Origin of the sequence: Moraxella caviae, assembly GCF_002014985.1 — a bacterium.
GTDB lineage: Bacteria > Pseudomonadota > Gammaproteobacteria > Pseudomonadales > Moraxellaceae > Moraxella > Moraxella caviae.
The window spans coordinates 36192-50150 of sequence record NZ_MUXU01000027.1; the positions used below are offsets into that span (position 1 = coordinate 36192).

10 protein-coding genes, 1 tRNA gene and 1 other RNA gene are annotated in these 13959 nt (G+C 48.9%); 7 read left to right on the plus strand and 5 right to left on the minus strand.

Annotation, left to right across the window (positions count from 1 at the left end; translation table 11 throughout):
* Positions 1–71 precede the first annotated feature (71 nt).
* Together B0181_RS04295 and B0181_RS04300 are read left to right on the plus strand one after the other, a co-directional pair.
* Complete coding sequence (locus B0181_RS04295) at positions 72–641, plus strand: hydrolase (protein ID WP_078276259.1); 570 nt, start codon at positions 72–74, stop codon at positions 639–641.
* A 304-nt stretch (positions 642–945) separates the two neighbouring features.
* Entirely contained in the window at positions 946–1500 is a 555-nt protein-coding gene (locus tag B0181_RS04300; RefSeq protein ID WP_242620095.1) for a hypothetical protein, read from the plus strand.
* A gap of 271 nt (positions 1501–1771) precedes the next feature.
* On the opposite strand, the gene B0181_RS04305 is transcribed toward B0181_RS04300, so the two are convergent.
* From B0181_RS04305 to hemA, 4 genes are all read right to left on the minus strand, one after another.
* Positions 1772–2233: a hypothetical protein gene (locus B0181_RS04305; RefSeq protein WP_078276260.1), complete on the minus strand. Its 462-nt coding sequence runs from the start codon at positions 2231–2233 to the stop codon at positions 1772–1774.
* Positions 2234–2319: 86 nt separating this feature from the next.
* Positions 2320–2676, minus strand: a transfer-messenger RNA (tmRNA) gene (ssrA, locus tag B0181_RS04310).
* A gap of 157 nt (positions 2677–2833) precedes the next feature.
* Positions 2834–3655, minus strand: coding sequence for a WG repeat-containing protein (locus B0181_RS04315; RefSeq protein WP_078276261.1), 822 nt, complete (start codon positions 3653–3655; stop codon positions 2834–2836).
* A 398-nt stretch (positions 3656–4053) separates the two neighbouring features.
* Positions 4054–5454 (minus strand): glutamyl-tRNA reductase, encoded by a 1401-nt coding sequence (gene hemA, locus B0181_RS04320; RefSeq protein WP_078276288.1) that lies wholly within the window; start codon positions 5452–5454, stop codon positions 4054–4056.
* A gap of 420 nt (positions 5455–5874) precedes the next feature.
* On the opposite strand from hemA, the gene B0181_RS04325 reads away from it, so the two are divergent.
* The 5 genes from B0181_RS04325 (at position 5875) to B0181_RS04345 (ending at position 11753) form a co-directional block, all read left to right on the plus strand.
* A complete protein-coding gene (locus tag B0181_RS04325) occupies positions 5875–7983 on the plus strand; it encodes a tetratricopeptide repeat protein (RefSeq protein WP_078276262.1) in 2109 nt (702 codons plus the stop codon).
* 184 nt (positions 7984–8167) lie between these two features.
* A complete protein-coding gene (lolB, locus tag B0181_RS04330) occupies positions 8168–9040 on the plus strand; it encodes a lipoprotein insertase outer membrane protein LolB (protein ID WP_245953244.1) in 873 nt (290 codons plus the stop codon).
* Between the two features lie 54 nt (positions 9041–9094).
* Positions 9095–10012 carry a 4-(cytidine 5'-diphospho)-2-C-methyl-D-erythritol kinase gene (ispE, locus tag B0181_RS04335; protein ID WP_078276263.1) on the plus strand — a complete coding sequence of 306 codons (918 nt, stop codon included), beginning with the start codon at positions 9095–9097 and terminating at the stop codon, positions 10010–10012.
* A gap of 496 nt (positions 10013–10508) precedes the next feature.
* Positions 10509–10584: transfer RNA gene (locus B0181_RS04340), tRNA-Gln, on the plus strand.
* Between the two features lie 212 nt (positions 10585–10796).
* On the plus strand, positions 10797–11753 hold the full coding sequence (locus tag B0181_RS04345) for a ribose-phosphate pyrophosphokinase (RefSeq protein ID WP_078276264.1): 957 nt from the start codon (positions 10797–10799) through the stop codon (positions 11751–11753).
* A 471-nt stretch (positions 11754–12224) separates the two neighbouring features.
* Here the strand turns inward: B0181_RS04345 and putP are convergent, their stop codons facing one another.
* Positions 12225–13724, minus strand: a complete 1500-nt coding sequence (gene putP, locus B0181_RS04350) for a sodium/proline symporter PutP (RefSeq protein ID WP_078276265.1) — start codon at positions 13722–13724, stop codon at positions 12225–12227.
* Positions 13725–13959: the final 235 nt, after the last annotated feature.

The following is a 13959-nucleotide window of genomic DNA, read 5'->3' on the forward strand; positions in this document are numbered from 1 at the left end:
GTTTTGCTTGAAAGGCGGGCAAAATTGCGCTAAAGTAAAGCCATCAACCCACCATTGCAAGGAGTGCAGCCATGCCAACCACCACCGTTCAGCGCACTTATCGTGTTTTGCGAGAAGACACGCAGGCGTTATTGATTGACACCCAAGAAAAATTTGTGCCGCACATTGACGGCATGGATGCGCTGGTGTCGCGCGCCAGCATTTTGGTGCAGGGCTTGAATGCGCTTGGCGTGCCAATCACGGTGAATGAGCAGTATCCGCAGGGCTTGGGCAATACCGTGCCTGAGCTTGCCAAGCTATTACAAGACGCACCGCACTTTGAAAAACGGGCGTTCAGCTCGGTGGACGATGCGCCCACATGGCGACATCTTGCCATGCAAAACCGCCATCATGTGCTGCTGTTTGGCATTGAAGCGCACGTCTGCGTACAACAAACGGCGCTGGATTTGCTGGATAATGGTATGCAGCCGATTTTGGTGGTGGACGCGATTGGTTCACGCAACGCCTACGACCGCAAAATCGCCATTCGCCGTATGCGCAGGGCAGGCGCTGTGGTAACGACCACCGAAGCGATTTTATTTGAGCTATTGCGCTCAAGCAGCGACCCTGCGTTTAAGACCATCAGCCAGCTGGTGAAATGAGCTGGCGCAGCGGATTTGGACGGTTTGCTGTGCGAAAATCTTGTTTTTCACGCAGCAAAACCAATTCATCAATAAAATCCATCAACAAAAGTTACATAAACAAACACGCCAAGTGCAAACTTTAGGCGTGGTTTGTGGTATGATAGCGACTTTGAGCTTAGGCTGGTAAATGAGCCAGCTTTTGCGCTTATTTTGCTTAAATTTCTTGCCATCAAGGCAAGTTTTAAACGCTCGCATTGGCGTTTTATCAATTTATTCAATTATTCAATCAAAACATCGTGTCATTGAACACCAAGGATTTATTATGAAATTGCACACCACAGTATTGGCGATTTTGGCGGCTGGCGTTTTGGTAACGGCTTGCGCAGTTTTGCCAACGCCTGAAGCTGCACCGACAACCACAACCACCGCAGCCGCCGCCCCTGCCAAGACAGCCGCCGCACCTGTCATGAACACCACCAATGATGCCAATGTAAACATGGTGGTGAATGCTTTTGTGGTGTCAAAAGACGCAGCAGGCAACGAAACGCTGACCCCTGTGGGCATGAACACGCCAATCAGCAAAGGGCAAATCGTGGAATATCAAGGTCTGTTCACCAATCACGGCACAAACCGTGTGCGCAAGATGGTGGCGACCATGGACATTCCAAAAGGCGCGGAGCTGGTGGGTAACATCGAGCCTGCCATCGCCCAAGCCACGATGGACGGCGGCCGTTTTGTGAATATGCCGATTCGTGTGAGCGTGAACGGTCAAGCGCAAGAGCTGCCATTGGCAAATTACAAGGGCTTGCGCTGGACGATTGAAGAGCTGGGCATTGGCGCAACGGCAGTGGTAAAATACCGCGCTAAAATTCAGTGATGGTAATTTGGCTGATTTTTAGTCAATCGAGCTGAAAGTTTCGTTTGAAAACTGGCTGAAATTCGCTGAAATTTACTGAAAAGTAGCTAAAAATTATCCAAAACTTACCTGAAAAACTTACCCAAAAAGCCAGACTGAGTGTTTGGCTTTTTTTGTTGTCTAAATAACATGAATAGAGTTTGAGTAACGTTGATTTGGCGTGAAATGTTGGTGTGAAATATTGGCACGAAATGCTGAATAAATCTTGGCGTGGTTTAGCTTTGAGCTAAATTTAAGATGTGCGATGGGGTATAATCCACTTGACAATACGCATCAAAATCGCACAGCCCAAAAAGCAACCGCTCACTAAAATCGGCGCGACAATCAGCCCTGTAACGACAGCCATGCGCCTGCCTGTGTCCGAGACGACCGCTTGCATGACTTTTTCTTGCTCTGGGGTGATTTCATCGCCATCAAAAAAGCCATCATTATTTAAATCATAGCTGGCTAAAAGTGCTTGCAAGTGTGCGTCCGTTGCCAGCGCACCGCCGACTACCAATCCATAAACCACCACGCAAGCGAGCAAAAACACCAGCGCCAAATGAATGCGGTATTTGCGTGCCAAAAAATATGCCAAAAATGGTGTGATGAATATCAAAGCGATTAAGAATTTGGCGAGCGCATTGAGCAAAAAGACGGTCATGAGTGCAAGGCGGTGCGTGATTGTGCCACGGTGTGCGTTGGCGTGTAACAAAAAGGCGTGGGTGGCGGTTTTGATGAATTGATGAATATAAAAAAGCCTTGAAAATCAAGGCTTTAGTGTTTTTCGGAGTGTAAAAGTGGTGGAGATGGCGGGAGTTGAACCCGCGTCCGCCAGCACTACGCCCATGACTCTACACGCTTAGAATCTGTCTATGGCTTTAATCCGCACCGAACCGACAGTCAGGTAGGCTTGGACGATTTGCTAAAATTTCGCCTGACTCATCGCAACGCTAAGTCAAACTAACCTTTGTGCGTTCGCATCGGGGTGAGCAACCAGACCAAAGGTAATCTGTGCCGACCCAAGCGCCCTTAGGCAGCTAGTGCGTAAGTTTCGTCGTTTGCGACTATTTTAAATGTATGTTGATTTACAAGAGGCATACACTCTTGACGTGCATCATTAGGTTTCATTACCAGCGTCGAAGCCAGAACATCCCCAATGTGGATTTTATCAAGCCAGCCTAAGCCAAAATGACAAATCCGAACTCTGATTGTAGCAAAAATTGGCGTAAATGGCAAGTAAACGACAAGCGATTGGCAAAATTGAGCGCCAAATCATCAATTTGCTCACGCTTGGCGTAAATTATAACACCTGTTACAACGCCTGTGCTTCGGTGCGTGCGCCTGTTTTGTCAATATAGTACACTTCATCGCCATCAACCACAAAGGCTGAGCCGTTGATAAAACTTGATGCCAAATCGTATTTGATATCAATCACCACGTCGCCATTTTTATCAATAAAACCAAAGCGATACAGCGTGTCGCCAGCGTCATCGGTGCCGTACGCCTTACCAACGAGCGCAAGTCCTTCGGCAAAATCTTCTACATAATCAAACTTCGGGGCGATGGCGATTTTGCCTGATTTGTCCATAAATCCCCAAAGTTTGCCTTGGCGTACCGACACCAAGCCATTTTCAAACCAGTTGCCCGTCTCGGCGTGCGTGGGCTTGATGACGATTTTTCCTGATTTGTCAATGAAGCCGTAGCGTGAGTTTTGCATGATTTTGGCGCGGCCTTCCCAAAATCCCCAAGCGTCCGCAAATTGTGGCTTGATGGCGATGTTGCCGTCTGGGCGCAAGTAGCCGTATTTGCCGCCTTGTTTGATGAGCGCCATGCCGTCATCAAAGCCGTGCGCTTCTTCGTATTTGGCAGGAATTACCACGTCGCCATGTTTGTTGGCAAAGCCGTACAATTTGCCTTTGCGCACCACGTTTAGCCCTTCGTTGTATTGGCAGTCGGCGGTCAGGCGGTCAAATTCGTAACCTTTTGGCAGCTTGATGTTCGCTTCGCACGCATCGCCTTGCCCCACGTCTTCAATGTCGCCCAAAACGATGGTCTGCGTGTTTTGTGCGTGGGCGGATAGGGCGAAAGTCGCCATCGTCAATGCGCCAAGTGCCAGCTTACGAATCGTTGTCATGATAAAATCCTTGTGTGTCTTAATTTTGATTTAAGTGTTTGAATTTGGGTGTCTTGATTTGTGATTTTGATTTGTGTATCAAAATAGTGGCAAATATGCCAACAGTTGTGCTAAAAAATTGTACCAAAAGCTGTGCTAAAAATTGTGTCAAGCAAGACAAGTTTAAGTGTTTAATTTTAACACGTTTTTTGTGGTCAATAAAAACTAAACCTGTGAGCAAATTTTGGCTTGATGGCGCATTAGTTTAGCATAAAAGCGTGTGCGACAAGTGTTTTGTTTGTTGATTTTTGTATGGCTTGGCTTTCAGGCGTGGTTGATTTTGGAAGTGGCTGTTTGGGCGCAGGCTGGGCGTGCTGCGTGCAAGCACTTGGCGGAGTTTTGCGCCAAATTTGTGGGAATTATTCAGAAGGCTTTGGCGATGATTTAGCACGATAAGCGTGATTTAGGGCGTGCGCCGCCATTTCAAGAGCGGCAGGCTCACCATGCAGCGCAACGTGGCGAATCATCTTAGAAGGGGCGTGCGCCAGCGTCTGCGTGAGCTTGTGGGCAAATTCAGCCAGCACGGTTTTGCTGTCTGCGCCATCGTCAAGCGCAAGCATAGCTTCTTCCAGTAGGCGTGTTTTGTGCCACTGAGCGGTGCTGCGGTAAGCGGCAATCTGACTGCGCGCGGTCTGTACTTGTGCCTGATGCTCGATGTCCAGCACCAGCTGACTGATGAGAATCTCAGCTTCCACGGCGGCTTGTTTGCGCTCTTGTAAGTTGCCTGCGATGACGTGCTGCAAGTCGTCCACCGAGTACAAATACACATCATCAAGCGTGCCTGCGCTCGGCTCAATGTCTCTAGGCACCGCCAGATCCACCATCAGCATGGGTTTGTTGCGGCGGCGTTTTAGGGCGGCTTTTGTCATGTCATAAGAAATCAGCGCCTGCATACTGCCGCTGCAGCTGCTCACCACGTCCGCTTGGTGCAGCACGTCGTCCAGTGCGCTCAGCCCCACCAAATCCACCGTCAATGGGCGATTTGCCTGCGCTGCCATCTCATGCAGTTCACGCGCCAGATTTTCGGCACGCTCACGGCTGCGATTGGCGATGATGATGTGCTTCATGCCAAGTGCGGCAACGTTATGCGCCACCAAGCGGTTCATTTCGCCAGCCGCCACAAGTAAAAACGTCTGCTCGCTGGGTTCATCAAAGATTTGCGTTACCAGCTTGGCGGTGGCAAAACCAAGCGTAACCGCCTGCTGACCCACGCTGGTATCACGGCGCACGATGCGTGCTGCGGCAAAGACTTGCTGCGTCAGCCAGCCAAAATCACTGCTGATACCGCCATGCTCACGAGACAGCGCAACCGCTTGGCGAATTTGCCCCAAAATCTGTGGCTCGCCTAAAATCATCGAATCCAAACCTGCCGCCACACGCAGCCAGTGATTCAGCGCACGCGCACGCTCATAAATGTACAAATATGGCGCAATTTCCGCAAAATTTACGCCCTTAAAATCAGCAAGCCACTGACAAACCTTGGCGATTTGTTCAGCGTAGACAAATTCATCGCCATCTGTGTGCGCATCTGTATTGGCAAGGGCAAGCAAGGCGTGCGCTTCGTCATTGCCTGCTGAATTTTTGTCATCAGCAATGCCGATGTACAGCTCGCTGCGATTACAAGTGGAAACGATGGTGCAGCCATCACTGAGTGCGCCAAGTTCGCCAATCGCCACAGGCAAATCCGCACCAAACGACAACTTCTCCCGCAATTCAACGGGAGCAGTTTTGTGATTGACACCGATGACTGCTAATTTCATGGATTGACTTAAGCTAAAAATGGCTGAGAATAAATCGTGCATTATAGCATTTTTCTTGAAGTGATAACAGTAAAAGGCACAACATTCTTGTGAAAATTCTTTTAAAATCTACTTTTTGTATTTTTAAATGTTTAAAAATCCATCAGCAAACCGCAAAGAATAAGGCGCAGATTTTGGCACAAAGTTTGTGTAAATCTTATCAAAGAGCCTTGCGCTTTGGGATTTTCCTTTTATAATAGACAAATTTGGCTTAAAAATTTGCAAGCCTGCCTAAGTCGCCAAGTTTGCTGTTTGTTTGATGGGCAAGTCTTGGGCTTGGGTCTTAGAGTTGGGGCTTGTGTTTTGATAAATCAGCCCAACTTAACCTTTATAAACTTACTATTTTGCCGTTAAATCCAGCAAGTCATTAAACGCATTATCATGATTTTAAAACCGCGCCACGCCAATCGCCATTTGGCATCGCAGCCGCACAAAAGTTTGCCAAATCGCTGGCAAAAACTGGGTGCGCTGGCAGCGGCGTGTGTGCTTGCTGTGCTGCCTGTGAATGCAAAAGCAGAATCGGTATTTGATCCGCTGCTGCGAATTTTGTTGCCGTTTTATCAGCCGAGCGACAAATCCACTCAAGATAATTCCGCCCAAAGCGATGATTCTGCCCAAGACGACAGCTTCACCCACGAAAACGAGCAAACTACGCCAAACGCTCAGCACACGAACGATATACACGCTGACGAAGGCGATGACGCATGGTTTCAGCACGCAGATGATGGCAGCGATGATGCGTATTTGCCTGCCGATGGCATAGAAGCGGATACACCAAAAAAAGGCGTGATTCGCCATAACGAAGCGCAGGCAAAGCGTGTGGCGAGCGGTGAATTTGGCGTGGAAGATTTGCCAGATGAGCTGTTTGATGAGTTGATTGTGGCGTTTGACACCACGCCGATGATTGATTCGCCAGATTTAGAAGCACTGCTGTACGCTGAATTTGCCGCTGATCGTGGCAATCCTGAGCAGGCGCTCACCATCTACAAGGCGGAATCTTTTAAACAAAACGCCACGCCAGTATTTGAGCGTGCGCTTGGTTTGTCCATAGAATACGAAGAGCCAGCAGTGTCGCTTGCCTTTGCGACCGCTTGGCAAATGCGCAATCCAGAGCATATTCCTGCGTGGTTTTATGTTACGCATTTGGCGATTAAAGCAGGGGATTACGACCAAGCCGCCAAAATGCTGGCGATGATTTTACAGTACGATCCGCATTCGGATTTGTCGCAGATTTTCACAGGCATTTTGCCCAATGCGCCAGCCGATCAGCGCGCGCTGTTTGTGGCGTTGCAGGACGTTGATGGTGCGGATAATGCTTCGGTGTCGGTGCTGCGAGCAGGTCTTTTAATGCGCCTAAGCGAGTATCAGGCGGCACTTTTGCACATCAATCACGCTTTGACGCTTGAGCCTGCCAATCTTGCGCTGATTAACCTAAAAATTGATATTTTACAATCACTTGGCGATACTGATGCCCTGTGGCAATTTATCCACGCCAAGCGCAGCGAGCTGCCGCACGAGCATTCTTTGTATTTGTATGAAATCCGCACGCTCATCAATCAAGGCGATCTGATGGGGGCGTGGCGCTTGCTCCAAGAAGCGCTGGCACACACCCAAAATGCCGATGTCATGCTGCTTGGCGGCCTAGTGGCGTTGGACGTGGGCGATTATCATGCCGCCATTGATTTGATGAAATCACTCACCCAAGTGCCAGAATTTCGCAGTCAGGCGCATTATTATTTGGGCATTGGCTATGAGCGGCTGGGCGATTTGGCGCACGCACGCACGCATTATGAAAAAGTGGACGATTATGAGCATGTGCTGGACGCACGCACCAAAGTGGTGGGCTTTTATCTGCTGGAAAACCGCGTGGACGCTGCGATGGCGACCTTGGTGCGCCTGCGTGATGATTATGAAATGCTGGCGGCGGACAGTTATATTTTACAAGCGGAAATTCACTTGCGCCAAAATGACAAAGAAGCCGCCAAGGATTTACTCACCGTTGCCACGCGCCAATATCCAGACGATGACCGCCTGCTGTACGCAAGCTTCCAGCTTTTAGAAAATGAGCTGACCGCTGATGAAAAACGCCAAGCGGTTGCCAAACTTTTGGAGCTGGACGGCTACAATCCACGCTATCAGCTGATGAACGCACGCCTGATTTTGGCGGACAATCCAAACGATGCGCCTGCGCTTGCCACCGCCCAAAACATCAGCTTGATTGGCGTGGACGACCCTTTGTATGACAGCGCATTGCAGCTAGAATCGCTTGTGGTATTGTCCGAACACGCACTCAAGCAAGGCGATTATCAAGCGGTGATTGATATGCTGCAAATGCCTTATGACGTTGCACCAAGTGTACAAACAGGCGTGCTGCTGCTGCGTGCTTATCAGGGCTTGGGCGATGATGGCATGGTGGCTGAGCTGTTGGCGGATTTGCAAGCACGCTTTGGTACAGCGCAAAGCACGCCAGTGCAAGGGCAAGGATTTTAAACGTGCAATTTTGATAAAAAACTGGCGAAAAACTGGCACAAAAATCAGAAATATCACACACAACAAGCGCAAGAATTTTGCGCTTTTTTTGTTTTTAATGAATATAAAATTTAGCAAAATTGACAAGGCTTGTCAGATAAGCGTTTGGCTAAGCATTTGACGAGCGAAACGACTTTCTTTCGTATTGGCTACATTTTTTGGCTTTATTTTTTTGGTGGGGCGTGGTAAATTGGCAGGCAAGCAGATTTATCGGCTGGTTTATAACCGATTGGCAAGCAAATTGTCGGTAAATTATCGGCACGCCATCAGTGAATTGTCGGCAAGTCTTGGCAAGTTTGGCAAAAGTTGGCGTACGTTTTATGTTGCTGTCAAGTTTTGCTATAAATTTTTACCATCAAGTTTTTTATCATTAAATTGTTATAACCAAAAATTCATCAAAGTTTATCTTATGGCACGTTTTTTTAAGTTTTCTAGTCAGCGCACGCTTGTGCGTTCGTCCGTTTTTGCTGTGGCGATGGTGGCGTTGGCAGGCTGTCAGACCACTCAAAGCGTCAAGCCTGCCGTGAGTGCAGCTGCCACCGCCAATGCGCCTATCGCCTTTAATATCACAGGCAAAATCGGCATTACCAGCGTGTCTGAAGCAGGCAAGCAGGCGGGCAGTGCTTTTTATGCATGGGGACAGCAGGGCGAGCGTTTCGCCATTGATTTGACAGGCGCGCTAGGACTTGGCGCAACGAGCATCCGCTACGATGGGCAAACGGCTGTGCTAAGCAGCGAGCGCACAGGCGAAATCAGTGCAGACAGCCCAGAACGCTTACTTTTGGCAGCGACAGGCTGGCAAGCGCCCATCAGCCAGCTGCCTTATTGGGTGCTGGGACGCAGCGCACCGTCTGATGACGCACGCAGCACGGACGAGTCGGCACGTCTTGCCACTGCCAAAAATGGTGCGTGGACGGCGCAATTTGACTACCGCACCAACGAAACCCAGCCGTATCGCTTGCGCATTACGCATGACGATGGCTCGCGTGTGGTGATGACCATCAATCATACGCCTTAGCTGCAAGCCTTTTGTCGCTCATTTCATCGCTTATTATCTAAATAAAGGTGCGCCATGCAGACTCTTTCGCTTTTTTCACCTGCCAAGATTAACCTGTTTTTACACATCACAGGGCAGCGTGATGACGGCTATCATAATTTACAAAGCGTGTTTCGTGCGCTTAATTTTGGCGATGAGCTAGAGTTTACGCTACTCTCTGCCAGCGATGATGTGCCGCTTGTAACGCTGATTGGTGCTGATGGCTTGACCGAGACGGCGGCGGACAATTTGATTGTCAAGGCGGCGGCATTGCTTGCCGATAACTACCCAAAAGCTGCCAAGCCTGTTACCATCACGCTAAATAAGCGCATTCCGACTGGTGCAGGGCTGGGTGGCGGCTCTAGCAACTGCGCTGCTACGCTTGTGGCGCTTAATGTGCTGTGGGAGCTGGATTTGCCGCTTGATGAGCTGCTTTTATTGGCGGCGGCTTTGGGGGCTGACGTACCGTTTTTTGTGTTTGCGCAGTGCCAGCACCCTGACGCCATCGCCACGGGCATTGGCGAGCAGCTTACTGAAATCACGCTGCCTGATTGTGATTATTTGCTGCTTTTGCCAGAAGTGCATTTGGCGACCGCTGAGCTGTTTTGTGATTTAAATTTGCGCAAAGATGCGCCCATCATTGATGATTTGCCTGCGCAAGTGTCTGATTTTGCTGAACAATTTAATCCACCGTTTCATAATGCCTTTGAGCCGATTGCCACCGCTTATGCACCAGATGTGGCGGCAGCGCTCAATTACCTGCGCACGCTTGAGCCTGCAGCGGGCGGTGTGGCACGCATGACAGGGACGGGCAGTGCGGTGTATTTGCCGATTGTGGCGAGCGTGGACGCAGACACTCGCCAAGCGTGGCTTGAGCGTGCGCCAAGCCGTGCGTTCATCGTCTCAAATCTAAAAACTGCCGAGCCAAACGCAGCCGATGTGGCGGATAAATAAGCAAATTTTGAGGGCGATTTACCCAATAAACTTGCCAAAATCCGCCAAAATCCGCTAAAAAATTAGTAAATTGACTAAAAATTACTAAAATTTAGCAAAAAGTGATAAAAAACACTTGCAACTTTTAAAAATATCGGTATAATGGCGAGCCTATAAAGGGGTATCGCCAAGTTGGTAAGGCATCAGGTTTTAATCCTGACATTCGTTGGTTCGAGTCCAGCTACCCCTGCCATATTATTAGTGTTAAGCTCCATTCACTAAAAGCAATCAAGCCAGCCGTTAAGGTTGGCTTTTTTGTTTGCGTGATTGTGTGTGCGGTTATGTCGCTGTTTTGTTTTCGTGGTTGCGTGGCGTAAGTTTTTAGCTCTTTGGGAGAATTTGTGTGATTTTAAGAAAATTTACGGCAAGTTTTTGCTCATCTTGATTGAAAATCACAAAAAAACTTGAAAAAACACTTGCAACTTTTAAAAATATCGGTATAATGGCGAGCCTATAAAGGGGTATCGCCAAGTTGGTAAGGCATCAGGTTTTGATCCTGACATTCGTTGGTTCGAGTCCAGCTACCCCTGCCATATTATTAGTGTTAAGCTCCATTCACTAAAAGCAATCAAGCCAGCCGTCAAGGTTGGCTTTTTTGTTATCTTGACTTGCCAAAAACACAGAAATTCTTTGATAAAATTACTGCAAAATTTGCGCAAAAATGCTAAAATAGTTAGGCAATGCAACTTTTCGCGAACGCTACCACCACCGTAGCACCGCCCGCTTGACTATATAGGATTCTTTTATGTCATCATATATGGCTGTCTTTTCAGGCACAGCAAACCCACAGCTTGCGCAAACCGTCGCTGACAATCTGCACATTCCCCTTGGCAAAGCCGACATCACACGTTTTTCTGATGGTGAAATCGCCATTGAAATCAAAGAAAACGTGCGTGGCAAAGACGTTTTTATCCTACAACCAACGTGCGTACCAACCAACGACAACCTGATGGAAATCGTACTGATGGCAGACGCATTGCGCCGCTCTAGCGCAGGGCGTATCACGGCAGTGATTCCGTATTTTGGTTATGCACGCCAAGACCGCCGCCCACGTTCGGCGCGTGTGCCGATTTCTGCCAAAGTGGTGGCGGATATGCTGTCAATCGCGGGCATTGACCGTGTGATGGTGGTGGATTTGCACGCTGACCAAATCCAAGGTTTCTTTGATGTGCCAGTAGACAATCTGTACGGCACGCCTGTTTTGCTGCGTGATTTGAAACAAAAAAATTACGAAAACCTAATGGTGGTATCGCCTGACGTGGGCGGCGTGGTGCGCGCTCGCGCCATGGCAAAACTTTTGGGCGACGCTGACCTTGCCATCATTGACAAGCGCCGCGCTCGTGCCAACGAATCGCAAGTCATGCACATCATCGGCGATGTCGCAGGGCGTGAGTGCGTGATTGTAGACGACATCGTGGACACCGCAGGCACGCTGTGTAAAGCCGCCCAAGCCCTAAAAGACAACGGCGCAAAACGTGTGGTGGGCTACATCACGCACCCAGTGCTGTCTGGCAAGGCGATTGAGACCATCAGCGGCTCTGCGCTTGATGAGCTTGTGGTTACAGACACCATTCCTTTGTCAGAAGCTGCGAAGGCTTGCCCAAACATTCGCCAAATCACCATCGCACCGATGATTGCTGAAGCGCTGCGCCGTATCAACAACGAAGAATCAATCAGTGCCATGTTTGATTATGAAGTGTGATTAAACTTGCTGCTTGCAATGTTTGGCAATGCAAGTTTAGTCATAAAAGCCCGTCTGCGGACGGGCTTTTTGTTGGGTTGGTGATTTTTTAGTAGGCGAAATTTAGTGTTTAAAATGGGGTTTGTTGCTTGGAATGTTGGGTTGTGCCGTTGCTAATTCAACTTACAAATCTACCAATCAAACCGATTTATGATTTGGGTTCAATGACGATGCGTAAGTTGGGTTGAGCGCAGTGAAAACCCAACATGGGTTTAAATTCCGTTCCAAAATGTTGGGTTACGCTGTCGCTAACCCAACTTACAAACCATGCGAAAAACGCTTACAAACCGCACAAACAACACGCCTACAAATCATTCATCAAATCGGACGGTAGCTCAAACCAAACCCACAAAACCCAACATTTAACCCCAGTACAAACCCAAAAAAAATACCGCCAGCATTGCCAGCGGTATTTTTATGCGTGCGATGAAATCAGCCTTTTAGGCCACGTTCCATCATCTCAAATTTCTCCGTGATTTCACGGCTTGGCGGTGCGGTCATTAGGCTTACCACCACCGTGGCGATTGCACTAAAGGCAAAGCCCGGCAGGATTGAGTAGATGGCGTCGTTGGCTGGCTGTCCGCCAATCTCAATGCCGCCATACACCCACACAATCACCGTCAAAGCACCGACAATCATGCCAGCTAATGCGCCGTGGCGGTTCATGCGTTTCCACATTAGGCTAAACAGCACCAGCGGGCCGAACGCCGCGCCAAAGCCTGCCCAAGCGTGCGATACCATTTTTAGTACCGAGCTGTTTGAGTCTGAAGCCATGATGATTGCCACCAAAGCCACGGCAACCACCGAGATACGACCCACCAAAACTTGGCGTGCTTCTGATGCTTCTTTGTCCAAAAACAGCTTGTACACATCACGAGTCAGCGAGCTTGACACCACCAAAAGCTGGCTTGAGATGGTACTCATGATTGCCGCCAAAATCGCAGCCAATAGGAAGCCAGAAATCAGCGGGTGGAACAAAAGCTGTGAGAACACTAGGAAAATGGTCTCAGGGTCGGCAAGTTCCATGTTGTGATTTTTGATGTAAGCGACGCCAGACAGACCCACCATCAGCGCACCAATTAAACTTAGAATCATCCAGCCCATGCCAATGCCGCACGCCACAGGCACGTCTTTGACTGAGCGAATCGCCATAAAGCGCACGATGATGTGCGGCTGACCAAAGTAACCAAGACCCCACGCCGCCAAAGATATTGCGCCCATGACGGTAACGCCGCTCATGATGTTAAACAGCTCAGGATTCACAGAGCTTGCCACTGCCACGCCAGCAGACAAACCGCCCACATCGCTAAACGCCACAATCGGCACCAGCAGCATGGCAACCAGCATAATCACGCCTTGCACAAAGTCGGTCAAAGACACCGCCAAAAAGCCGCCAAACAGCGTATACGCCACGACAACGCCTGCCGTTACCCACAAGCCAATGTCATAAGACATATTCAGCGAGCTTTCAAACAGCTTGCCGCCGCCTACCAAACTTGCCGCGGTGTACACGGTAAAGAATACAATCACCACCACAGCCGACATGATGCGCAGCATATGCGAGCGGTCGTCAAAGCGGTTGGCGAAAAAGTCTGGCAGGGTGATGGCGTTATTCGCCACTTCGGTATAAACACGCAAACGTGGCGCAACGAGCAGGTAATTGGCGAAAGCGCCAAGCGTCAGACCGCCTGCAATCCACAGGCTGACAATGCCAGACGCATACATATAACCCGGCAAGCCCAAAAGCAGCCAGCCAGACATATCAGACGCACCTGCCGACAGCGCAGCCACCGCAGGGCTTAGGTTACGACCGCCCAGCATATAGCCTTCTACGTCATTTTTTTGCTTATAATAGGCGTACACGCCGATGGCAATCATGCCGATAAAATAAATGGCGAGCGAAATCCACACGCCAAAAGCCACTCCATTCATGGCTCACTCCTTTTTCATGCGTTGGCAAAACTTGCAATGCTCAATTCCACAAGGCTTTTACGCAAGCCATTTTCGCCAACTTTTTGGTAAATTTCGGTAAAAATTTGTCATTAAAAAGTGCTATTTGTCATGAAACATACAAATAAAATGTAGAAAATATACACACTTTCGTACGATATTATAACAAATCAGCAAAATTTGTACTATCTTTTTTCACAAATTATCAAGAATTACT

What these genes read in the sequence shown, in the direction of transcription:
- putP (WP_078276265.1), bottom strand. Translation starts at nt 13,724, where the DNA reads ATGAATGGAGTGGCTTTTGGCGTGTGGATTTCGCTCGCCATTTATTTT.
- B0181_RS04345 (WP_078276264.1), top strand. Translation starts at nt 10,797, where the DNA reads ATGTCATCATATATGGCTGTCTTTTCAGGCACAGCAAACCCACAGCTT.
- B0181_RS04300 (WP_242620095.1), top strand. Translation starts at nt 946, where the DNA reads ATGAAATTGCACACCACAGTATTGGCGATTTTGGCGGCTGGCGTTTTG.
- hemA (WP_078276288.1), bottom strand. Translation starts at nt 5,454, where the DNA reads ATGAAATTAGCAGTCATCGGTGTCAATCACAAAACTGCTCCCGTTGAA.
- B0181_RS04325 (WP_078276262.1), top strand. Translation starts at nt 5,875, where the DNA reads ATGATTTTAAAACCGCGCCACGCCAATCGCCATTTGGCATCGCAGCCG.
- B0181_RS04295 (WP_078276259.1), top strand. Translation starts at nt 72, where the DNA reads ATGCCAACCACCACCGTTCAGCGCACTTATCGTGTTTTGCGAGAAGAC.
- ispE (WP_078276263.1), top strand. Translation starts at nt 9,095, where the DNA reads ATGCAGACTCTTTCGCTTTTTTCACCTGCCAAGATTAACCTGTTTTTA.
- B0181_RS04315 (WP_078276261.1), bottom strand. Translation starts at nt 3,655, where the DNA reads ATGACAACGATTCGTAAGCTGGCACTTGGCGCATTGACGATGGCGACT.